This is a genomic window from Selenomonas sp. FC4001 (assembly GCF_000701565.1).
GTDB lineage: Bacteria > Bacillota > Negativicutes > Selenomonadales > Selenomonadaceae > Selenomonas_A > Selenomonas_A ruminantium_B.
The window spans coordinates 82216-104761 of the sequence record NZ_JNJF01000006.1 but is presented as its reverse complement, the minus strand read 5'-3'; the positions used below and the strand labels follow the sequence as shown (position 1 = coordinate 104761).

Below are 22546 nucleotides of genomic sequence, written 5' to 3'. Positions count from 1 at the left end.
TCATTTATATCCTAATATTTTTTTAATTTTTGGTTTAAGCCTATTTAGCAGTTTAAAAACTATCCCTCCGCGCCATATGCGATAATAAACTTTCGGAGTTCCTCCAAATCCTCTAAAAAAGCTCTCTATACCAGGAATCATTGAACCCTCAAAATCAAAGACTTTAGATACAGTAGCAGCAAATTTAATACCTTCCCACAAAATTGCTTCCTGGGCCCCTGCTGTGTTTTTTTCATAATCTTTGCCGCCCAGCAGATAATAACAGGAATGTTTATCATAAAGAAAAAAGGCTACCGAATCCACTTGCCCTGATTCCTTATTAACAGCTCCAATTATTTTACCCGCATTATGTTCAAATGCTTCTCTGTACAAGCGACGAAGGACAGTTTCTCCCATAGGGAGATCCCGACCTTGCTTTTTAAAAGTGTCCCCTACCAATCTCACCAAATCATCTTCTGATACATTATCTGTGATAAAATATTTTTTTCCAGCATTTTTTATCAGATTTCTAACTTTAGATTCCATTCCTTGAAATATACTATCTAAATTTTCAAGATTATCAATCACATATGTAAATTTTGGCTCCACATTGTATCCTGCCCAAATAAAGGGCAAAACATATTGAGCGCTATGATGAAAGTATAAATCTACATTTGGCGTTGTTTCGAGTCCCCTAATAAATTCCTCAGAGACCTGTTTTACTCGCTTTAATGTGGCAACTGACTTCATATTTGATTCTAATTTAAACCATGGACCAACATGCTGCGTTAATACTGGAAGCCCAAGATAGTCCATACCATATTTCTTGGCTTTTACATACGGCAATCGCCCTATGCAATTACCATTCTTGTCATTAACAGTAATTTCATTCCACTGTCCCAGTGCCACTACATCCAGCCACCACGGTTGCTCAAAAACACTGCCACATTCTGCAATTTCTTTATCGCTAACTGAACTATTCACCACAAACCTCGTCTAACATCGCAGAATAAAATTCTCTTTCATTCTTATCATCCAACATAGTATTATGCCATAAAATCACAAATTCACCATTATATTTTTTGCACTCATCCGCTAATTTCTTGATAACAGGCATAGCCTCATCATGCGATAACCCCATATAGTCATCATCATATAAAGTTCCATCCATAATAATCAACGGATGCTCTATCAGGGCCAGTTGTTTTCTTGTCTTTAAGTTAAAAACAGGAAAAGGGTAACACACACCGCACCTAAAACCTACATGACCAGCATAAGTCATCGTTGAATCAAATGAAATTCCAGCATCCTCATAATATTGCCAAGTATCTGGATTTTTCCACTTCAAATAATGTTGCCTGGCACCAACAAGAGGTGGAAGCTGATTTTTGATAAATACTTCATTCATAAAAGCAACTTCTTCTTTTATTTCATCCCTATCCAAATAAGAATCAAAGGAAGGGTGCAAACCAATATGGTGCCCTTCAGATACAAGATTTTTAATTGCATCTAACACATCAGGGTCATTCACCATATAATTTCCATCATACAATGATCTTTTCGAGTTCATAAAGAAAAAAATACTTTTTATATGATACTCAACACTTTTTTTTGAAATAAATGAAAAAACTTTATTTTTATTTTCAACATATATTTCTTTACAAAAACATAAATGAAAAGTGTCTCGAATACGTCCTATTATATCAGAAAAAGACCTCCTATATACAATATCCCCTGCAAAATGTCTCATAATCTGCAAAGGTGTATCATACAGCATTCCAAACGGTCTATCTATATCATGAGTTGGTATTACCTTATACTTGCGTACTTTCCTAATCAAGGCTGAATCCATTTTCTTTAGTAAGTACCATAAAATCTCAATATATTCATTTATAATAGGTCGCTCCAAAAAATTAAATTTATAGGCCAAAGACGATTCCACCGGAAAACGATCATAATGATCCCTATCTTTTACGACAAACTCTTCATAACGTGAAAGCATAAAAAAAGCCGCCCCAAATATATCAATCCCCAATCTGATATCTTCGTCCTGAACACTGACATATTCTTTTCCAGTAACTGCATTTCCAAAAATAATTGGGATATAGTGTGAACTTAAAACTCCACAGATTTCTTCACTCTGAGGATACCATACTGGCAGATTACCGATGGGCATACTTCTTTCGGTCAAATAGTCATCAGCTTTAATATCAAAAAACACATCATTAACATATAGGCGTTTATTATTTACCTGTAAGCAAACCTCTCTCCTGTCCTCAAATATTAACTCATATGGTATGCCTATGAAATATTTAAATATTACCTCAAAAATATATTTACGTTCAAGTGAAAAACCGTCTTTAGGTGCTTTTATCAATATATTATGATTATCTCCCATAAAAATTCCTCATCTACCACTTAAATAAAAATAGACCTCATTTATCAAATATCCCTATTCCCATCCACTACCTGCTTAAGTGCCTCCAAAAACTCATATCTCCACTCTTCATCCGGTTCGAGATAATTTCCCTCTCCCCATTCATTCCAAGCATCCAGCAGCAAATACTCAGACTGAAATATTGTTTTAGTACGTTTTAACTGTATTTCCATGTATTTTTTAAATATTTCAGGAGAAATATTTTTCATTACTGTGCCGTCGGCACCTCGTCTGGGAGTGTCATCATAATTTACAAAAGCACCGGGATAATTAGGTAAATTACCATACGGCTTTACCTCTATTACATTTTTCCACATTGTTTCGTAGTCCCAGACATCTTTTCTATATTTATCAATATTAAGCTTATTGCCTATATTTCGCTTAATTCGATTAATTATCTTGTTGCCGATCCCTGTAACCAACTTACTACGAGAAGCCTTGTGAAACCCATAATGAGCGATGGCTTCAACTTCTGGTATATCTTGAGGCTCTTCATTCACAGATATTAAATGAATACCGGCAAATCCATGCTCTTGTGCCATATCATTCCAAAGAGCAAACATTTCTTTTGCACATGTAATATTATTAATCTGATACACAAAAAATAGTGGTTTGTTATCCTTTTTAATATACCTATTATCCTTGAAAAAGTCCAATAAATAATAAAAATGCTTCTTCCAATCTTTTTCCTCACCATAAGTTTGTTCAAGAAGCATTCTCGTACCATGTTTTATACCCAAAGCTTCCTGTTCTACTGCCCAAGATGTGCCAGTGCTGTTCATAGCATTTGACCAGGTTCTGCACCAAGATTCATTTGCCCAAAAGAAACAGAAATTTTGTTTTATATCTTTCCATTGCAAAAGATTCTCTGCGGGCTTTTCTAATATTTTCCTTCCATTGAAATAATAATGAAAATAACAAAACCCATATACTCCGTATTTATTGGCCAAATTAGTCTGCCATTGTACAGTTTCTTTATCCAATAAATTATAATAATTACCGTTGAGTGGCTTTTTAGGCTGCGTTTGCCATTCAAATACAGGTTTTGCTTTTTTTACATTTGTCCACTCGGTAAACCCTTTCCCCCACCACTCATTATTCTCTGGTATCTCATGGTATTGAGGAAGGTATAAGGCTAATATTTTTGTTTGCATGAATTATCCTTTTAAAACATTAAAAACGATGTTTGTCTGCTTATAACATCCCACAACATAAATCTTACAACATTTTTCCACTAAACACTTATTAAATAAAACTACTAATATATTTTTGACTTATGGGATGCATAAAAAAATGATGATTATACCAAGGCACTCATCAAATACTCTCCAATAGCAAAATCAAGCGCATCATCAATATCAATACTTCTTCTCTTATCCATGATAAATGCTATTTCTCTATCATCTTTTAGGCTCGCACCACCACTATGATATTCCACCTTGCGAATAAATATGGCACCGTTTAACCGATAATACGTGTCTAGCTTTTGGCGCGGGGCAGCAGTATTTTTCTGCCTAAACTCAGTTAGCAACCTATCATCGCCAAGTGTCATTGTCCAAAGCGGGGAATGATCTACTTCGCATACCGAGGTCAATGCATCTACATCATGCTCATAAAAATCTTTGTATGCATCAGATATATCATTAGCGATTCTCAACGGAGAAGTAGGCTGGAGCAAACATACCGTATCAAAATTCCGTCCCACCTCTTTGTAATTATTCAGAACTTCCAATACCATATCCCAACTGCCAGCGGTATCAGAACTATTTTCTGCTGAACGTAAAAATGGCACATTTACCCCGTATTGTACAGCTATGTCAGCGTATTTCTTGGAATCAGTACTAACCATTATTTCATCGAACACACCAGATTCCTTTGCAGCTGTAATACTGTAAGAGAGTAACGGTTTACCATTCATAAGTTTTATATTCTTGTCCTTTAACCCCTTAGAACCGCTACGAGCAGGAATAATTGCTATATTTTTCATGAAATTACCTCAATATCAAAGAAAACTTTTTTCAAATCAATCTTATCTTCACTAACGATCATATGAATCTTCTTGGCGATTTTTTCTGCAGCATGGCCATCACCATATGGACTGACAACTTTATTGCATATCTCTTTAAAATCTTTGATCATCGCTCTTTCGATTGCCTTTACAATACTATCAGTATCTTCACCACAGTTTATTACACTCTCTGACTGTAAACGTCCTCGCTGCCGATCGCCAATATTTACCGTAGGCACATGAAATGCCGGGGTTTCTATTATCCCACTGGAGGAATTGCCCAAAACAAACTCGGCATATTTCATTAGTGAAAGATATCGCCTCACCCCAAGAGAGGTATATACATAGAGATTAGCGATTTCCTTTTCAGCTTCATCCAACAATTCATTTATCCTTGCGCCGCCCTGATCAGCATTGGATTTTGTCACAATAAAAATTAAGGACGGAAACGCTTTAATAGCTGCAAGAAAGGACTCTATCTGCTCATCGACACTGCCATTTTCCATTGTAACAGGATGATAAGTACAAAGAGCATATCCACAATCACTCAAACCGATACTTTGTAATGCTTCTCCTTTTGTCATATCAGCAACATGCATAATATTATCTATGCTGGTGGAACCATAATTAAACACACGGTCAGGGGCTTCACCCAGTTGTATGACCCTTTTACGGCTTTCTTCATTGGTAACGAAATGAAGATAACTAATTTTGGTTATGGAGTGCCTAATCCATTCATCCAAGGCTCCCTCTGTGGTATCACCACCACATAAATGGAATATTGGGGTATGGGTATTACCCGCCGCAATAGCTATTGCGAGCATTTCATAACGATCTCCCAGCAAAACAACGCCATCATATTTTTCTGACAAAAATAAATCAGTAAACTTAACTAAAGCATCTGCCTGATTAGCAGAAATATCAGCCCCAGAGGCTGATTGTACTGATATGGGTATTTTATGGTCTATCTGGTCATCTATTTCACTGACAGTCATCCCATACTGTTCACTAAGATGAGTTCCAGTAACAATTAATTCAACCTTAAAATTTTCGCTTTCAAATTCACGCAATTCCTTTATGACTGGCGACAAAAGTCCATATTCTGCCCTTGTGGCTGTAACTACAGCGATCTTTTTCATAGCTCAATCAACTCATCTTCATCAAAATTCCTTGGGGCAATTTTGCCAAGCACCTCATGCCATTTCATAGGAGAAATACCATTTCCAGGGCGTTTTGTGGTTATATTATTCTCAGAAAAAAACTCACCCTTGGCAATTTTACAAGACGTCACAATGCTTTTTCTTGCAATATCCTTATTACTAATTTCAGAAGCTGTAGGTTCCTTTACACCATTCCCTATAGCTTTTTCTGTATGTCGAATAGACCTTACCATCTGTGAAAGCTCATCTGGTTCAAGGCTGGCCCTATGATCAGGCCCCTCCATAGTTTTATCCAAGGTAAAGTGCTTCTCAATAACAGTTGCCCCCATGGCCACAGCAGCGATAGGAACCTCTATTCCTTTAGTGTGATCAGAATACCCAACTTCTTTACCCGTTTCTTTGGCAATAGTACGCATAGCGGATAAATTTACATCTTCATAGGGAGTGGGATACTGAGTATTACAGTGAAGCAGAACTATTTCCATTGTCCCGTTGTCCTCCAAAACCTTTACCGCATCTTTTATTTCCTGAATATCACTCATACCCGTGGAAAGAATAACCTTTCGCTTAGTTTTAGCTATTTTTTCAAGATAGGGCAAATTGGTAATCTCACCAGATGGAATCTTCCAAAAATCCATATTCAGTCTTTCCAGAAAATCGATACTTTCCAAATCAAATGGAGTTGATATGAAGCCAATACCGACCTCTTCACAGTATTCTCTTAAAGATACAAATTCATTCTCAGATAATGACAGCTTTCTCAGCATATCCAACTGGGACTCAGCTGCATCTGTCGTCTTCTTCTGATACTCAGCCTTTTCAGCATAGCGGGAAACTAACTTCTCCGGTACAAAGGTCTGAAATTTTATATAGTCAACACCAGCTTTTTTTGCCACATCAACCATTTTTTTTGCAGTGGATATTTCGCCATTGTGGTTAACCCCAGCTTCGGCGATAATCAATATCTTACTCATACAATTCTATCTCCAACTCGAATTTTACCATCGTATTCGTATTCCAATACTTCTATAAAAGTATCTTCTGTCTTCACATAAAAACCATGTTCACTTTTACCAAGAATTTGTCCTGGCTTACCAATATATTTTCTGGCACCTTTAATTTCCCTGACCTTATTTATCTTTATTTTAATCCCATTCAACATAGAGGTCGCCATTGGCCCTGGCTTACAAATTGCCCTGACAAAATTAAATAATTCCCGGCTTGTAGAGTTCCAATTTATTATTTCATCTCCTGGACCTCTCATCCCACAATACATGCCAATAAGGTCAATCGAAGCTTGTTGTATACACTTCACTGAACCATTTTGTATTTGCTTTATTGCTTCGTATAAAGTATCTGCACAGCCAGAATATGCTCTATGCAACAATGTTTCATAATTATCTTCATCTGTTATAGGATATGACTTCTGTAGGATTATGTCACCAGTATCAATTCCTTCATCGACATAATGTACAGTAATTCCAAATTCCTTTTCATCATTAATTAATGCCCAATTAAGAATATTTCTGCCGCGATAATATGGTAATTTACCTGCATGACAGTTAATAGTTTTCTGCGGTGGATAATTTATAGTTCTAGCCTTAAATATCTGATTAAAAGACATGGAAACAAACAAATCAACCGCATATTTATCAATTCTATTTAAGAATTCATCCGAATTAATATTTTCACTTAACTCTACAGGAATACTGTATTTCTCAGCAAGCGCAATTAATTTATGATCCCTATTATCAAATCTAACCGTAACGAATTTAATTTCAATTGTTTCATCTGCTATAAGTTTGTAAAATGCCTCGTGTGCCCATGGTCCATCACCAAAATAGCCTATTTTCATCATGCCACCCCCCGGCTTTCATATCTAGCCAACAAGGTATGGCATATACCCACAGGTACACTCAAGGAGAATATTAATCCCCCCCGCGGATTTTTAACTCCATAATATTTCATATTGCCCTCCAAATCACGCAACACAGTGCAATTGGCTCCTATAATTGCACTCTTACCAACTGATACTCCTTGTATCACCGTAGCATTTGCTCCAACAAACGCCGCTTCGCCAACCTGCACCTGGCCACACAATACTGCTCCAACAGCCACATGTGTAAAGTCACCAACAATGCACTCATGCTCAATCAATGCCTTCGTATTGATAATAGCCATCTTGCAAATACTGGCATCAGCATTTATTACTGCACATTTGCCGATAAAAGTACCTTCATCAATGACTGCACTACTAGACACTACAGCCGACGGGTCGATTATGATAGGTAAATTGAAACCAATATCCTTCAACTTTCTATAAAGCTGTTGGCGTATAGTCCCCTTTCCCATATAGCCAATACCAACAACAGCATTGGTTATACCTCCAGCAAAAATAGCTTCAAGCGCATCATCAGTTCCCAAATATCGGTACCAATCACTTGAAGCTTTACATCAGTATAACCAGCTATATGGTATTTTCCTTCCCGTTCAATACAGTCAGCCACACTTTTGGCGTGACCACCAAAACCAACCAGTACAATATCTTCCATATCATTTCTCAGAAATTATATTCAATTTCTGCTCCATACGCTTCATTTCCTCAAACTCCCCCATATCCAAGAATGAGTCTTCGCTTATTGGATAGGTGCCCACCTTGCCACCATTTTTCATAACCTTTTCCACCAAATGAGTCATGTGAAACATTGTACCATCTGGTATTAAGTCAATGGTTTCAGGATTAATAATGTACATACCAGTATTAATAAAATAGGACAATGTAGGCTTTTCTTCTATGGAAATAAGCTCTCCATTTTCACCTGAGTTAACGACACCATAAGGAATATTGATATTCTTCAAGGCAGACACCATGGTAATATCATTTCCACACTTGATGTGATGATTATATATATCGGCATAATCGGCCCGAATCAGTGCATCACAATTTGTAACAAACAACGGCTTATCAAACTTGTCATCAATCAGCTTAATACTGCCGCCAGTCCCTAAAGGCTTATCTTCCTCGACAAATTTTACATTATAATTAGGTGCCAAATCATTGAAATAAGACCTCAGCATCCCCTTTTTATAATTAACCGTCATGTAATATTCATCAATACCATATTCCACATAGCAGTCAATAATCCGCTCTACAATAGGGGTATCACCAATAGGAATCAAAGGTTTAGGCAAAATTTTGGTGTAAGGGTAAAGGCGAGTACCTTTACCGCCAGCCATAATAACAACTGGAACTCCTTTGAGACTTTTTTTACGATTTTTAATTATGCTTACTTCACGTGACAAAACAATATCGATTACTCTATTGTCACCATTTGTAATAGGAACAGCTGTAATAATCTTTTCCAACATCAAAGCCTTGGCATTGGTCTTCTCATTTTCAGTCAAATAAATGGGATTTTTATGCATGGCCTGCTCGGCTGGAGCCGTTAATTTACCGCCTTTTAAAATCCAGCGACGAATATCTCCATCAGTGATACAACCAACCAGTCTTGAAGCTTCATCTACAATAAATATCAGTCCAGCTTCAGCAGCATGTCCCTCAATTTTTGCCATTGCTTCAACCACAGTCAAAGGTAATTCAGTTACAAATTCCTGTATTCGCTCCTTATTCATGAGCAAACTCACCTAACACTTTCTTTACCTGCTCAGCCACGAACTCTATTTCGTCATTGGTTATCTGGGTACTTGAAGGCAGATTTAAAATTCTCTCCGCATAATATGGCGCCTTTTCCAGCTTATAAGTGACTTCATTCTTATATGGCACCTGCTCATTGATCAGTCCCCAAATGGCACGGGTCTGAACCCCGCACTTCTCCAATGCAGTGATTATTTCTCGCATGGTGGCTTTAACCTTATCACGATTGATTTCCAAGGAATAGAACCACATATTGGAATAAATATCCTCGCGGAAGCCTATCATCTTGCCCAGTTCAAAGCCTTCGAACAGTTCACAATAAAGCTGATAATTGGTCTGCTTACGACGAATAAACTCTGGCAATTCCTCCATCTGGGCCACTCCCAAGGCTGCCTGGAGATTTGTCATGCGGAAATTATAGCCCACTTCATTATGGATATAATAATGAACATCATCCTTCGCCTGGGTAGACAAATACCTGATATGGTCCACAACCTTTGTGTCGTTAGCAGTAACAGCGCCACCACCACCAGTGGTGATAATCTTATTTCCATTAAAGGAATAACAGCCAAAATCACCGATAGTACCAGCATATTTTCCAACAAGTGGCCCAGCAGTGTATTTACTGCCCAAGGCCTCAGTGGCGTCTTCAATTACTTTGAGATTATACATCTTGGCAATATCCATAATAGCAACCATATTAGCCATATTGCCAAAGACGTGAACCACAACTATTGCTTTAATAACCTGATTGTTATAACGGAGCTGAGAACCATCAAAGCGACACTCATTTTCACAAAATGCCTGTAATTTCACCGGATCCATACAAAAACTGTCATCACAGTCGATAAATACAGGAATGGCAAATTGATATTTTACAGGATTTACCGCAGCAATAAAGGTTAGAGGAGGAACAAGCACCACATCACCAGGCTTTACTTCAGCTTCCACCATAGAAAGATGCAGGGCAGCTGTACCGCTCTGACAAGCCGCTACATTATCCGTATGTAAAAAATCTGCAAGTTTTTCCTCCAGCTTGGTAATATATGCACCGCCAGTGGAAACCCATCCCTGATCTATGGCATCATCTACATATTTTCTTTCATTACCTTCAAAATTTGGTATAGATAAAGGTACAAATCTGCTCACATTTACATCTCCTTCGTTTTTTGCCTTCCCCTCTGGGGAAGATGGCAGCCGCTAGGCTGACGGATGAGGTTAATCCCCTAAAAGGCTGATGATGTCTTACATTTTGCTGTCCAGTGACTTTCCAGTCTCAATATGCTCAAAATTAGGTAAATACTCAGCCATAATAGCCACTACCTCTTCCTTGGTAGTACTATCCTTCTCAAATACAGCTGTTAGTTTATCAAACAAAGCTTCAATTTTTGCTTTATCTGGTATATCCTTACCAGTCACCACACCCAAAGATTTCAAACGATTCAAATCCACCTTTTCAGTATTGGTATAGAACTCCTCATAAGCCTTTTCACCAGAGGTATTGGAGCCAGAATAGTGAACTGGGTATCGCTTGCTGCCATTTTTCAACTCTACAGCCTTGTCAATAGCCTCTTCATCACTAGCACACTCCAGTACTTCATAGCCATGCTCTTCTAAGAATGCCGTGGCTATTTTATCAAATGTCATCATATGAGCTTCTTCTAGACGTGGGAAGAATATTTCCCGATTATTTCCCAGCATACAGGAAAGCATACAAATCTGCCCGCTTTCCTCCGGGGAAACGAAATAACGCTTTACATCAGACGGGGCACTTATAGGCTGAAGCTTATGCAATCTGGCAATAAATCCAGCTGGTAATGAGCCATTGGAAAAGGCCACATTGGCAAAACGTGCAGTCTTTACAGGGAACTTATCGGAATACGCAAAGATAACGTCCTCCATTATCCGCTTGCTGGCCCCCATTATATTCACTGGATTGGCAGCCTTATCTGTAGACACACAGAAATACACCTCCGGGGTAATTACTTCCAATAAATCCAAGAGCTTCTTAGCCTGCAAAACATTATTCTGCAAAAGAGCTTCCACAGAATAAATATCCTTTTCAGAGCGCACATGCTTATGGGCTGAAAAATTGGCTACAATATCAAAGCCCCCACGGTTCCTGAACATTTTTTCAAAAACAGGCGAGGCAAAATTCATAGGGTACGGAACATAATCCTCCGGTACATACATCCCCTTGGTGGACCGTAAATCACGTGTCAACTCTGCCAAGCCATTTTCATTTGTGTCCACCACAACAAGAGAGGCTGGCTTAAATGGCAGTATCGCTTTGATAAAGGACGAGCCAATAGATCCAGCCCCACCAATAACTAAAACGTTTTTTTCAGCTATTTTTTTACTTAACTGCTCTTTATTTGCTTCGATATCCTCAAGGAACATACTTTGTTCCCGCTTGGTAACGTATTTGTTTATGAAATCATCTAAACTAAACATTTTACACTAATCACCATACATGAAGAAAATAGAAAAATATCTTTACTTACCCTCAATTTTTTCGAAATAATCCATATATCTCAACTGGTCCTGAATTGTCTTTTTCTTGCCATCGTCAATTTCATTTATAAAAGACTCGACTTCCTTATAAAATCCTGGTTTGTATTCCAAATCTAACTTATCGTCAATTTCAATTGGATTTACAGCAACAGCCCCCAGCTCCTGAATGGACAATTGCTCCATGGGCTTAAAATACAATCTATGTTTACTAGTTAATATTTCAATTGCCCAACGGCCAGGAGCGGCCCAATTAGCCTGATAGCTAAAAAGTGCCTTATCTCTGGTCACCCCTGCGCCAGCATAAACGCAACCGCTCTTGTGCCAGTTTAATTCGCCAGTTATAAAACTAGCCATTTTTTCTGGCTCGCCCCCCAAGAAAAAAGCCAAATCGACTACATGTGTTGAATTAGCCAAAAACCACTCTTCTTTTACATCAGCTGGAGTAGGCAATGGCTCGATGACATGACTCCATTCGGTAAATTCAAAATTGAAGGATTTTATTCCACCATCTTCATGGATTACTTCCAAAGCTTTGGCAGTGGAAGCATAAAATCTTCTGTTATATGCCACATAGACTTTGGCATCATTTTTTTCTGCATAGCTACATATCTGTTCAATCTCTGCCTTGTTCATGCCAGCCGGTTTTTCCGTGAAAATTTTTTTTATGCCATACTCAAGCAGAGAACAGGTATTGGCACATAGATTCAAAATATCCGTGGCAACGATGGCATAGTCATACTTTTTGTCGTTGGTAGATAAATAGGCATCAATACCTCCACCAATCGCCGTGACAGAATGTTCCTCACCAAACTTCTTTGCCTTGTCTTCATTTCTCCCCACTACATCGGGCTCTATCCCCATAGCATGGAGGACCTTACAATACTCTGCTGCTATCACACCTGCACCTACAACTAAGACTTTTTTTAAGTTATTGGACATGAATTATTCTCCCATCCATTTTTATTAAAAAATTTTATAAGTGGCTCAATAAATTCCAAATGAAGTCTGCTTGATACATCATACTCGGTAAGACGTGACTCTCCAGTCAATAAAATATCTTCCATTACAAATTGTGTCATCTGGCTCTGATATGGCATAACAAAATCTTTTTCTATAAGGTCATATTCGCCATTCTTTACCATGCACATCATCTTTTGTTTGCTTTCAAAAATAATATACTGACCGACATCAGTAGAAATTGTAACCACGATTGGGACATTAGTATCCTTCATACAGGTAACAGAAAAAAATGAACACTTGCCGCTATGTCCCGATATGTTGCCATACACTTCCTTGAAACCAGCCCTCTTGCTATCTGTAATTATAGGAAGGAGCTCAATGGAATCAACTTTGGTTTCCGAACTGCCAGATAAGAATTCTATCAAATCTATTTGATGAATGGTATTGCATGCCAAGCCCCACTCACCGCCAGATATAGTAACTCGCATCTCCTTAGCATACTCCAGTTCTTTCTTTAGTTCCTGATAACATTCCATTTGTCGTCTGGCACAATTCACCCAAGCCTTTATGCTAAGTTCCTTTAGCTTACGGCCAACATACTCATAATCTTCAACCTTCTGGAAGAGCACTTTTTCGAATAAAATTTTCTTAACCGTGCAGTGTTCAATAAGTCTGTCAAACATTTCCCGCCGCCCATTAGCAGTCATGGCAAAAATGGCAAAATCTACCACCTTCGGCAACTCCTCAAACGAGGTAATCATAATGAGTGTTTTATTGTTGTACTTATTTTCCCACTCAAAGCTGTCTAATACATGCTTATTAATATCGTAGCAGTAAATAACCATTTCTAACTTTGAATTTACGATTGATTGCAAGTGACGTTTTCCTAAAGCGCCTACACCTATTATAGCGATTTGATACACCATTAGTTCCCCCTCTAATCTCCCCGAAAATGATTTTGTTTTTTAAGTAACCTCATTTTTTTTTATAAAATCATATACATATTCGTAAAAATCCTTATCTCTATATTTGGAATTGTTGTCAATAATAGCAATATTTTCTATTTTTTTATACGTCTCTTCATTGTATCTAAAAATATAATCCTCAAAATTGTTTACCGCTTCTCTATCAGATATATCCAATAATTTACATTTGAGAAGTTTAAATGAGTTATAACAGTCTTTATATGATTTTCTCGGAGTCAACCACATTTCTTTAGTATAAATATCAATAAAATTTTTTTTATACAGTATCGCTAAAAAAAACGCCGCACTATATTGATTAATCACCAACTCTGCATTTCTAATTAACTCTGGGGTCTTTCCTAAAATTATTTCTCTATTACCAAACATCCCATTTTCATACGACGATTTAGGATGCGCAGCAACCACTACCGGACATCCATATTTTTGCTCTAACTTTGAAAATAAATTACATAAATCTGATACATAAGCTTTTGAATCCTTTATTGGGAGCTCATAGCCTGTAGCTAAAAAAATCTCATCTCTATTAATCAGCCCTTGATCTAAAAATACTATATATTTCTTGCTATTATTATACCTCGAAATATTATCTTCTCTTAGATATTCCGAATAGGTTATTGTATGTACTAATATATTATTCTCTAACCATTTACTAAATGGTTGAGGCATAGAATAATAGGCTAATTCCGTGGTGACAAAATTACAATATGAAGGATATAACAACGGTCCAATTATACGGTACCAACAATCAACTAGATTATTTTTACTAACAGAATCAGTGAATCTACTTTTTAGCCACTTAAAAAAAAAGTAAAATGAACCCAAAAAATAACGACGTATAAACTGCCTTACACTTAGGATAAAACTAAACGGAAGCTTTTTTAAAAGTGCATACGACATGCCTGGTGAATAGGTTATATTAGCAAATTGCAATCTACGTTTATGTAGTTCTTTACGAATGAAATAACTAGTTTTACTGTACCCTTCATATGGGTAGCATAAAAAAAATGTCTTTGTATAGTCTAAATGTTCCACGTGATCAATAAACTCTTCTTGAGTATTAATATATTTAACATAATCTGCCTCATCTAACCTGATATTTTTTGAAACTTTTTTTATATTAATATCAGGATTCATCCCAATTAAACACCAAACTTCAATCTGCCATCCATGGCTCATCATTATATCGTAGCCAAATTTTATACCATCACCTGTATAAGGTAATCTTCTTTCAAATAAATATATTATTCTCATTACTATCTCATTCCCCCTGAACGAACAACTGAACAATATTAGTGTATATACATAACAATCAAATATTGTACGTATAATATAATATCTTATCTTAATCCCTACTTCAATAATAATTAACTTCCGGTTTTAAATTATGCAGTGCCTTCACAATAATAACCATTTATAGTTGGTCATCATCAATATCTCGTGATATTATTAGCTCTCTAAAATGACTTACCAAAGCATCTTGTGCTTTCGGCTGTTCTTCTACTGTGAGCAAATAATATTCTGTTGTCCCTTCAAAAATGTACTTCTCCAGTGTCTTAAAATATATTTTCATTTTTTTGTAGTAGTCTTTGTCAATACAATCATTACCAATCGTTTCAAAAGCTTTTTTACAATCTTCATTATTTTTTATATGAAAAACATTAGGCGCATATTGAACATAACTATATCCAAACATAAAACAAGGTATCCCTTGCGTTATTGCTTCTAAACCTGCTGTACCTGTTAGTGTTGCTACAGCTTTTGCATTACTTATTAAATCATATGTATTTTCTTGTAATGGTACGAACTCAACATTTGGACAAGCTTTAATTCGTTCATAAAAACGCAATGCACGATATGACGTTGCCAGTCTAAAGCTTTCTTCCACTTGACTTGGGTGCTCTTTAACATATAATATCCAACCTTGCGGAAGATGATAGGATAACATCTCAATCATCAACGCCTGATCAACAAAAATTCCTCCTAAAGGGGATGATGTATTTTCTGGTTGCATATGTAATGCAACATATACATACTTTTTTTTGTAATCAACAGCTACCGTATTATTTTGATAATAATCTAATGCAATATCATCTTCGTGGAAAACCTTCGTCCCATATAATCTTTCTTCAAACCATTTATATGTATCTATCGAAAAACTAAAGAGCTTTAATACAGCATGGATTGTAAAATATACCCTATAAAACAATCTCCATATATATCTCGTACAAGGCAAACTTGTATCTCTGTGCTTAATTTTTATAAGTTTTCTAATTAAACTATAATTTTTATACAAATATTTTTCAATATTTGAGTTAAAAATCGGTTCAGAAGGCTTCATGTAGAATGGTGTACGGTCTCCTTTACCAGTATAAAAATTAAACATTTCATCAATATGGGGTTTAAGAATAATATTTTTAATATCACTATTTTCATATCGCTTTAACAACTTCGTATAATTTTTTTCAAAATCTGGTAACTGATCATATATATCATTAAAAACATAAATTCGATTATAGTATGCCGCTGGAAAACCCGTAACTATCCTTATTCCCTTTACCTTACATAATATATAAATAACATAATCATAGGATTCATGAGTAGTACAAGGTGTAAAAAAAACATCTATATTATAACGGTCTAAAACGTAACTCCAAAAACGCAAATGTTGAATATAAATCCACCATCTATGGTTATATTCAACAGTTTGAGTACGTTCCATCATACAAAAAAGCTGTTTTTCATATTTTGCCACAGAATCAAGTAACGCCTCATCTACCGGTGGAGCTTCCGTCATTATCTCCTTCACATGGTTATAGTCACCTTTTTTCAATTTTTCTCTATTCAATTTCATCGTTGCAAACCGTGAAGCAACAACTCCTTTCTCTGATATATCACCATTAGCAAAAACAGCTATACATTCATTAATATCCAATTTTGATAATAATCGACTAATCCACTCGTCACTATAATTAGATGTTACACTACTAATTAGTATATTCATAGCAAGCCACCTCGTATAATCTTCACTTAATAACACACAATAAAAAAATACGACAAGTACTCCACCATTTTTTATATATGTCATATACATAAAAGAATAACTAAAGCACTTTCTCCAATATAAACTTAGTAATCAAATATATGTCCACTCAAATGCTATTCTACCTTTTAATGTCACTAATAACTTGTTTTCTCAACAACATTTCATAATACTTTGGTGCTAAACCCAATCCCGTTCTAATGAATCGCACTTTTTCTCCATGATTATCTCTCTAGCCTTCATATCCCCTAAAATATAATTGCTGTTTCTAATTTGCAAAGATTTCTTTTCCTGACCGATTATTGTGACTATAGCTTACCTCACCCAAAGATTCAAAGGTGTATTACATTCACGAACCTCCAAGTTCAGTTCTTCCATTTCCAAAGAAAAGGCACTGTCCACGCCACCATCAGCACGGGATAAGATAAAGTTCTTTTCGATTACGGTTGCTTACAACTCTATACTGGATACAGCTTCGCTAAAAACAATAGCATGGTCATACAACCCCACATCAAAATTAAATAAATGCCTCATGTGAAGTATAGGTATTATCTTAGCCCCCTTCGTTGAAGTAGGATAGCTACTTGGTTAACAGCCCCATGTAAAACATTAGCTTTCTATGTAATCGGAAGCACATAGCACCCAAACTCTTGTTCTTTCTTCTAAACACCCCTATATTATCCAATTCACAGCAGATAAAAACTACACCATGTCCTTCTTTACGCTATCGTTGTCCCAATGTTCCCCCAAATAAGATATCCATTTCTTATTACATTTGAAGAATCGCCCTTACCCACAATATTCGTACATCCATCACAGCTTCTATCCATTTTACAAATAACGTACTAATCCTAATCTATATTCGATTTCCAAGCAATAAAAGACGCAGGAGACAATGCATTCTCTCCAAAACTGTTTTTTTCAACTTCTAAAATTTCAATACGGCCATCTTTTTCACCTGAATTAAGTATTTCAACGAGATTACGATTATAGTCATTCACTTCTACATATTTTTTACATAATGCTCCATGCAGCGATGATGTAGAATAATATTCATAGCAAGGTTCTATATTGATACAAACTCTTGGTTTCATTTCTAGAATATAATCCAGAAAACCAGATGACAATTCTGGCACATACATCAAAGAATACGATGTAAATATAACGCCATTAGCTGGAAGCTGTATTTCTTTACTTAATTCAAAAAAATCACATTTTCCCATGTGGATATCAATATTGCATCTTTTGGCAAATTCACTGAGTGCCCAAACTCCATTGTCAGTGTACTCCAAACCATAAACACCACATGGATTAAAGTGCTTTGCCAGCTTCAGAAGCATTGAACCATAACCAGCCCCCAATTCAATCAAGGGACTATCCTCAACCCAATATTTTCCTATGAAATCCACATACTTTTCAATCTGTTTTTCATAGAATTCAATCATACTTCCTACACAAAACCCACCTTGAGAAGCTATGTATCCAGCAGTATCCCCCCCCCCGAGACTTATGATTTCTTCAAGCGTACTCTGGGAGTTTTCCATAAGATACTTCTTAACATCATGCCATTTCTCTTCATTGTATTCTCTTGATATTTCATATGGATTTTTGGAGTAATGTATATCCTCAAATAAAAGCCTATTAACCCACGGAGTATACTTTGGTAACTCATCTAATGATATGTTATACATACTTTCCTCTCCATTTATAATACAACAAAATATTTTGTTTTTTGATTAGCTTTTAAGTAACGAAGTCAGTCGTTCACAAACCCTGTCTGTGGATTTTCCATCTTCCCAAATCAGTGGTTTTCTGTTTTCTTCACCAACACTACTCACGTTTCCCGCCAATAATTCTTTTAATTCTTCTTTAGAATCAATACGCTTGGTTATCCCCAATATATTGGTTATACACATATCTTTTCCTACTAGTCCAGGTTGATAGGAAATTATTGGTACACCCCAAAAATACGAGTGCAATAGTGCCATGGTCGACATCCCTATCGCCAAGTCAAATTTTGGAACTACATCGTCAAGATTACCTGCAACTTCATAAGAAGAATACTTTTTTCGCATATATTCATTATCTTTGGGGTGAAATTTTATATTTACTTTTCTTCCCAAATCATTACATACATCTAATATATCTAAAAAAACGGATTCCTCAGTATAACCTAAGCTCGTGCCATATAGATCTGATACAGGATCCGATAAAAACAGTATATCACCATTTTTCTTTGTGTCAGATGCTCTTTTTGCCTTTGAAATGGCGATGTATTTATCAAGCCCCGGACTGCCTGTAATCTCCAGAATGTTCGCATCTATACCATCTTCAACTGCTTCCCTATAGGCTATTTCGTCCATTACAAAGTACTTTGTTGGAAAAATATACTTTTCACATTCCTGATAACAAAACCTCATTTTGTAATTAGACCAATAATCCAAAACAGCTACTGTAGGTATCCCATTAGAATTACATAAGTCAATGCATTTAACTTCGATATCATTTCCCCAGCTTGTTCCTGTGACCAGCATTCCCAATTCATCACTAACAATCATGGTTTTGATTTTCAGTAAAAGTTCTGAGCATTCCAAACCTTCGCCTGCCATTTTCTTACTGGGCCCTACCGGAAAAAAGCAACAAATTTCATTTGAAGTTTTTAATTTTTCATACACAGGATGTATTACATCATAACCGCCAGGATCATGACAAATCAAAACTATCTTTTTCATTTTGTTAGCAATCCCCTATTTTTCCATACCTTTTCGATAGCATACAAAAATTCGTCAACATTTTCTGGTTCATACGGTAAACGACACACATCTGCAATCAATAATTTCTCAAAATGCATTTTCTCCGTCACTGGACAAAGTCCCAATTCGTATTTCTGCGTTGCGGTATCTACCAAATCAAATGGATAGGTATTTCCTGTATTATATAGGTGTCTGTGCTTATACATATTGATGAGATAAATTGGCTTCATATAACCTTCACCTAATTCAAATCCTTCCGCTTTCATGGCGGATGCAAATTGTTCTCTGCTTATGCCCCATATCTCATCATCATACTGAATAGGATATACATAATATGAATGTGTGTACCCTTTTGGCACAGTGACACCTTGCAAGCCTTCAAATCTTTTAAGGCCGTCCGTAACCTGTTGCGCTAATTCTCTACGCTTTATCAGAAAATTATCCAATTTCTTTAATTGTTCCGTTCCAATGACAGCGTGTAACTCACTGATTCGATAGTTGCTGCCAATAATACATGTCTCCTTATCCCCCTCTTCGTCCAAAATTATTTCGCCATGATTTCTTACCAACTGGCATCTGTATGCCAACTTATCGTCATTGGTAAGGAGAACACCTCCCTCTCCACACTGAATCACCTTATGATAATTCAAGCTAAACACGCCAACATCAGCTATTGTTCCAGCTTCCATTCCATCTATAGTTGCACCGGGAGCCTGTGCATTATCTTCAATAACGTAAAGATTATGTTTCTTTGCTATCTCTTTAATTTTGGGCAAATTACTAGGCAAGCCAAAAATATTGACTGTCAATATTGCCTTCGTACGAGGAGTAATCCATTTTTCAATCTGTTTTGGGTCCATTGTATAAGTGTATTCATCTATATCTACAAATATAGGTATCGCCCCATTCAATAATATGGCACTGGCAGATGCTACCATTGTATACGGAGATACCAATACCTCATCCCCAGGACCAATTCCGCAAGCTGCTACTGCTATCTGTAATGCTGTGGTAGCAGAATTTACTGCAATGGCGTTTTTTGCTTTAAATCGTTTACAAAAAGCTGCCTCCATTTCTCTGACTCGTGGGCCACCTAAAAATCCTTCTCCTCTGTTAGCCAAAAAAGCCGATAAATGACCATCCTCCATTACATCTCTAACAGCATTGATTTCTTCTACGCCCGTGGTTGGAACCCAAGGTATTTCTCTCTCTCTTACAGGAGTTCCTCCTAATATTGCAAGTTCAGACATCATTAATTACCTCCCAAATAGTCAATAGTATAAAACGATAAATATTTTCAACATTTAAACTTTTTTGTGTATTTATCCATACGAATCTAATTTAACGCTCAGATTGTATCAACTAATTCCTTTACGCTTAATACCTTTTGTTAATTTCATTAAATCGGGATGAGCATCTATATATCTTATTACATCGACACAAGAGAAATCTTCATTCTCTGGATATAATGCATCAAACACAGCTTTAATTAATTTATAATCTCCTATCTCGTCAAGCGTTACTTCCAAATCAGGTCTATCCTCTTCCCCATCTGCCTTTAAATTAAAGCATTTATACTTGTCTGGATGTCGCGGGAAATAAATTGCCACATGCTCATGATCTAATGGGTCGTTTGAGATATCATTGACTTCTTGCAATGCCTTTTGTGAAAAAATTCGTATATCAAACCCATCCGGAAATGATCTTTCAGTTGCATTTGAAACGAAATCATAATCTTGAGTCATATAGATGTCAATCAACTTATCAATATGCCGCCAATCAATAAACGGACAATCTCCTGTGGTCTCAACAATGACATCGACAGAAAATTCCTTGGCAGCATTTAGTACTCGCAATAAAACATCATCTTCGCTCCCCCGAAAGTAACTGCAGCCAATTTCCTCGCATAATTCCACCACACCATCATCCGTGTCATTAACCGTTGTGGCCACAATAACATCATCCAAGTGCTTACTTCTTTTTAATCGTTCAATCATATGCTGAAGTAAAGGTTTTCCACAGCCTTGCATTAATACCTTTCCCGGCAGTCGTGTGGACGTCATTCTAGCTTCAATAATTGCTACAACTTTTGGTTTCATAAATAACAAATCTCCTTATTCGCTCCACTTACATAACAATAACGTATTATAGGCATCATTAACAGACGAAATAATATTTTCTTTTCCACATATAAGATTACTCATATGCGAATATAAATTCTTCATAGCTTCACCAGGTGCTATTGCAAGTGTTTTATTACGTACATAATTCTTTTCCCCACGATAAATATCCGATTCAGCTATATTATAAAAATATATTTTTTCTGCTGCACCATCATATTTCACTCTGCCTTTAGTAAATCTTAAATCAAATTCAAACGTGGTAACATACCCTGAGTCAACTGGTTGAAATATGATATGTTTACCATTAATATCATAAACTACTTCCCTACTGCAATCATCTTTAGAATAATCATTTACCTTACCTAAAGCAGAAAATTTTTTCATATTCTCAAACAAATATAACAACATATTAACCATATGAGAACCATTGTGAAGTAAGCCCTTGCCATAAAAAACCGTACCACCAAGAAAATTGCCTAATTCAGTAATATATTGCTTTAGATACGAAAATCCCTTTATAAATCTTCTGGAATAATTCACCTCGGCGTATATATTGCTCGTTTCAAGCAAATTTATAAGATTTTGCCCCTCGTTTATATCTACTGTTATGGGTTTTTCGATGATAATCATTTTGGGGTTATAACTCACTATTTTTTTAGTCTCTTGATAGTGATATCGATCCGGAACAGCCACACAAAATAAATCAATTTGTTCCTGAACCTCATCAAAAGATTTATATGCCATACCGCCCCATACATCAGAAGCTTTTTTGGCTTTTTCGATATCAACATCAACAAATCCAGCCAATCTAAACTGGTCATTTAATGTTATCGCATGCGCATGTGTTAAAATTTCCTTCGAATCCGGACTGTCATAAAATGCCGATATATTTCCTGCACCAATAATCAATGTATTTATTTTCATATTGTTC

At 36.3% G+C, this 22546-nt stretch carries 22 protein-coding genes; all 22 read right to left on the bottom strand.

Annotated features, from left to right (window positions below; translation table 11 throughout):
* The 22 genes from T320_RS03285 to T320_RS03190 all read right to left on the bottom strand — a co-directional run bounded on the left by T320_RS03285 (window position 1) and on the right by T320_RS03190 (window position 22539).
* Window positions 1–963 carry a GNAT family N-acetyltransferase gene (locus T320_RS03285; protein ID WP_037353050.1) on the bottom strand — a complete coding sequence of 321 codons (963 nt, stop codon included), beginning with the start codon at window positions 961–963 and terminating at the stop codon, window positions 1–3.
* The gene (locus T320_RS03280; protein WP_037353049.1) at window positions 956–2377 is read right to left on the bottom strand and encodes a polysaccharide deacetylase family protein; all 1422 of its coding nucleotides are present in this window, start codon (window positions 2375–2377) and stop codon (window positions 956–958) included. The genes T320_RS03285 and T320_RS03280 overlap by 8 nt, the downstream gene beginning before the upstream one ends.
* Before the next feature lie 44 nt (window positions 2378–2421).
* The gene (locus T320_RS03275; protein ID WP_037353048.1) at window positions 2422–3570 is read right to left on the bottom strand and encodes a glycosyltransferase WbsX family protein; all 1149 of its coding nucleotides are present in this window, start codon (window positions 3568–3570) and stop codon (window positions 2422–2424) included.
* A 146-nt stretch (window positions 3571–3716) separates the two neighbouring features.
* Window positions 3717–4403, bottom strand: a complete 687-nt coding sequence (locus T320_RS03270) for an acylneuraminate cytidylyltransferase family protein (protein ID WP_037353047.1) — start codon at window positions 4401–4403, stop codon at window positions 3717–3719.
* The gene (gene neuC, locus T320_RS03265; protein ID WP_037353046.1) at window positions 4400–5563 is read right to left on the bottom strand and encodes a UDP-N-acetylglucosamine 2-epimerase; all 1164 of its coding nucleotides are present in this window, start codon (window positions 5561–5563) and stop codon (window positions 4400–4402) included. The genes T320_RS03270 and neuC overlap by 4 nt, the downstream gene beginning before the upstream one ends.
* The gene (gene neuB, locus T320_RS03260; RefSeq protein ID WP_037353045.1) at window positions 5560–6558 is read right to left on the bottom strand and encodes an N-acetylneuraminate synthase; all 999 of its coding nucleotides are present in this window, start codon (window positions 6556–6558) and stop codon (window positions 5560–5562) included. The genes neuC and neuB overlap by 4 nt, the downstream gene beginning before the upstream one ends.
* Entirely contained in the window at window positions 6555–7442 is an 888-nt protein-coding gene (locus T320_RS03255) for a methionyl-tRNA formyltransferase (protein WP_051608572.1), read from the bottom strand. The genes neuB and T320_RS03255 overlap by 4 nt, the downstream gene beginning before the upstream one ends.
* Window positions 7439–8008, bottom strand: coding sequence for an acetyltransferase (locus tag T320_RS03250; protein ID WP_072023983.1), 570 nt, complete (start codon window positions 8006–8008; stop codon window positions 7439–7441). Before T320_RS03250 ends, T320_RS03255 begins: the two co-directional genes overlap by 4 nt.
* Window positions 7963–8136 carry a PglD-related sugar-binding protein gene (locus T320_RS14550; RefSeq protein ID WP_156032724.1) on the bottom strand — a complete coding sequence of 58 codons (174 nt, stop codon included), beginning with the start codon at window positions 8134–8136 and terminating at the stop codon, window positions 7963–7965. The genes T320_RS03250 and T320_RS14550 overlap by 46 nt, the downstream gene beginning before the upstream one ends.
* Before the next feature lies 1 nt (window position 8137).
* Window positions 8138–9217, bottom strand: a complete 1080-nt coding sequence (locus T320_RS03245; protein WP_037353043.1) for a nucleotidyltransferase family protein — start codon at window positions 9215–9217, stop codon at window positions 8138–8140.
* Window positions 9210–10388 (bottom strand): LegC family aminotransferase, encoded by a 1179-nt coding sequence (locus T320_RS03240; RefSeq protein WP_037353042.1) that lies wholly within the window; start codon window positions 10386–10388, stop codon window positions 9210–9212. The genes T320_RS03245 and T320_RS03240 overlap by 8 nt, the downstream gene beginning before the upstream one ends.
* A gap of 96 nt (window positions 10389–10484) precedes the next feature.
* Window positions 10485–11693: a polysaccharide biosynthesis protein gene (locus tag T320_RS03235; RefSeq protein WP_037353041.1), complete on the bottom strand. Its 1209-nt coding sequence runs from the start codon at window positions 11691–11693 to the stop codon at window positions 10485–10487.
* A 42-nt stretch (window positions 11694–11735) separates the two neighbouring features.
* On the bottom strand, window positions 11736–12692 hold the full coding sequence (locus T320_RS03230) for a Gfo/Idh/MocA family protein (protein WP_037353040.1): 957 nt from the start codon (window positions 12690–12692) through the stop codon (window positions 11736–11738).
* Window positions 12677–13639 carry a Gfo/Idh/MocA family oxidoreductase gene (locus T320_RS03225; RefSeq protein ID WP_037353039.1) on the bottom strand — a complete coding sequence of 321 codons (963 nt, stop codon included), beginning with the start codon at window positions 13637–13639 and terminating at the stop codon, window positions 12677–12679. Before T320_RS03225 ends, T320_RS03230 begins: the two co-directional genes overlap by 16 nt.
* A 39-nt stretch (window positions 13640–13678) precedes the next feature.
* A complete protein-coding gene (locus tag T320_RS03220) occupies window positions 13679–14950 on the bottom strand; it encodes a hypothetical protein (protein ID WP_037353038.1) in 1272 nt (423 codons plus the stop codon).
* A gap of 160 nt (window positions 14951–15110) precedes the next feature.
* Window positions 15111–16700, bottom strand: coding sequence for a hypothetical protein (locus tag T320_RS03215; RefSeq protein WP_037353037.1), 1590 nt, complete (start codon window positions 16698–16700; stop codon window positions 15111–15113).
* 354 nt (window positions 16701–17054) lie between these two features.
* Window positions 17055–17180: a hypothetical protein gene (locus T320_RS15105; protein WP_156032726.1), complete on the bottom strand. Its 126-nt coding sequence runs from the start codon at window positions 17178–17180 to the stop codon at window positions 17055–17057.
* A 410-nt stretch (window positions 17181–17590) separates the two neighbouring features.
* Window positions 17591–18430 carry a methyltransferase domain-containing protein gene (locus tag T320_RS03210; protein WP_037353036.1) on the bottom strand — a complete coding sequence of 280 codons (840 nt, stop codon included), beginning with the start codon at window positions 18428–18430 and terminating at the stop codon, window positions 17591–17593.
* 45 nt (window positions 18431–18475) lie between these two features.
* Window positions 18476–19471 carry a polysialyltransferase family glycosyltransferase gene (locus tag T320_RS03205; protein ID WP_037353035.1) on the bottom strand — a complete coding sequence of 332 codons (996 nt, stop codon included), beginning with the start codon at window positions 19469–19471 and terminating at the stop codon, window positions 18476–18478.
* Window positions 19468–20745, bottom strand: coding sequence for a DegT/DnrJ/EryC1/StrS family aminotransferase (locus T320_RS03200; protein WP_051608570.1), 1278 nt, complete (start codon window positions 20743–20745; stop codon window positions 19468–19470). The genes T320_RS03205 and T320_RS03200 overlap by 4 nt, the downstream gene beginning before the upstream one ends.
* Before the next feature lie 105 nt (window positions 20746–20850).
* Window positions 20851–21591, bottom strand: a complete 741-nt coding sequence (locus tag T320_RS03195; RefSeq protein WP_037353034.1) for a cytidylyltransferase domain-containing protein — start codon at window positions 21589–21591, stop codon at window positions 20851–20853.
* Window positions 21592–21606: 15 nt separating this feature from the next.
* Window positions 21607–22539 carry a Gfo/Idh/MocA family protein gene (locus T320_RS03190; RefSeq protein ID WP_037353033.1) on the bottom strand — a complete coding sequence of 311 codons (933 nt, stop codon included), beginning with the start codon at window positions 22537–22539 and terminating at the stop codon, window positions 21607–21609.
* Window positions 22540–22546: the final 7 nt, after the last annotated feature.

What these genes read in the sequence shown, in the direction of transcription:
- T320_RS03195 (WP_037353034.1), bottom strand. Translation starts at nt 21,591, where the DNA reads ATGAAACCAAAAGTTGTAGCAATTATTGAAGCTAGAATGACGTCCACA.
- T320_RS03255 (WP_051608572.1), bottom strand. Translation starts at nt 7,442, where the DNA reads ATGATGAAAATAGGCTATTTTGGTGATGGACCATGGGCACACGAGGCA.
- T320_RS03215 (WP_037353037.1), bottom strand. Translation starts at nt 16,700, where the DNA reads ATGAATATACTAATTAGTAGTGTAACATCTAATTATAGTGACGAGTGG.
- T320_RS03190 (WP_037353033.1), bottom strand. Translation starts at nt 22,539, where the DNA reads ATGAAAATAAATACATTGATTATTGGTGCAGGAAATATATCGGCATTT.
- T320_RS03200 (WP_051608570.1), bottom strand. Translation starts at nt 20,745, where the DNA reads ATGATGTCTGAACTTGCAATATTAGGAGGAACTCCTGTAAGAGAGAGA.
- T320_RS03275 (WP_037353048.1), bottom strand. Translation starts at nt 3,570, where the DNA reads ATGCAAACAAAAATATTAGCCTTATACCTTCCTCAATACCATGAGATA.
- T320_RS03225 (WP_037353039.1), bottom strand. Translation starts at nt 13,639, where the DNA reads ATGGTGTATCAAATCGCTATAATAGGTGTAGGCGCTTTAGGAAAACGT.
- neuB (WP_037353045.1), bottom strand. Translation starts at nt 6,558, where the DNA reads ATGAGTAAGATATTGATTATCGCCGAAGCTGGGGTTAACCACAATGGC.
- T320_RS14550 (WP_156032724.1), bottom strand. Translation starts at nt 8,136, where the DNA reads ATGGAAGATATTGTACTGGTTGGTTTTGGTGGTCACGCCAAAAGTGTG.
- T320_RS03280 (WP_037353049.1), bottom strand. Translation starts at nt 2,377, where the DNA reads ATGGGAGATAATCATAATATATTGATAAAAGCACCTAAAGACGGTTTT.
- T320_RS03235 (WP_037353041.1), bottom strand. Translation starts at nt 11,693, where the DNA reads ATGTTTAGTTTAGATGATTTCATAAACAAATACGTTACCAAGCGGGAA.
- T320_RS03205 (WP_037353035.1), bottom strand. Translation starts at nt 19,471, where the DNA reads ATGAAAAAGATAGTTTTGATTTGTCATGATCCTGGCGGTTATGATGTA.
- T320_RS03230 (WP_037353040.1), bottom strand. Translation starts at nt 12,692, where the DNA reads ATGTCCAATAACTTAAAAAAAGTCTTAGTTGTAGGTGCAGGTGTGATA.
- T320_RS03210 (WP_037353036.1), bottom strand. Translation starts at nt 18,430, where the DNA reads ATGTATAACATATCATTAGATGAGTTACCAAAGTATACTCCGTGGGTT.
- T320_RS03270 (WP_037353047.1), bottom strand. Translation starts at nt 4,403, where the DNA reads ATGAAAAATATAGCAATTATTCCTGCTCGTAGCGGTTCTAAGGGGTTA.
- T320_RS03220 (WP_037353038.1), bottom strand. Translation starts at nt 14,950, where the DNA reads ATGAGAATAATATATTTATTTGAAAGAAGATTACCTTATACAGGTGAT.
- T320_RS03245 (WP_037353043.1), bottom strand. Translation starts at nt 9,217, where the DNA reads ATGAATAAGGAGCGAATACAGGAATTTGTAACTGAATTACCTTTGACT.
- neuC (WP_037353046.1), bottom strand. Translation starts at nt 5,563, where the DNA reads ATGAAAAAGATCGCTGTAGTTACAGCCACAAGGGCAGAATATGGACTT.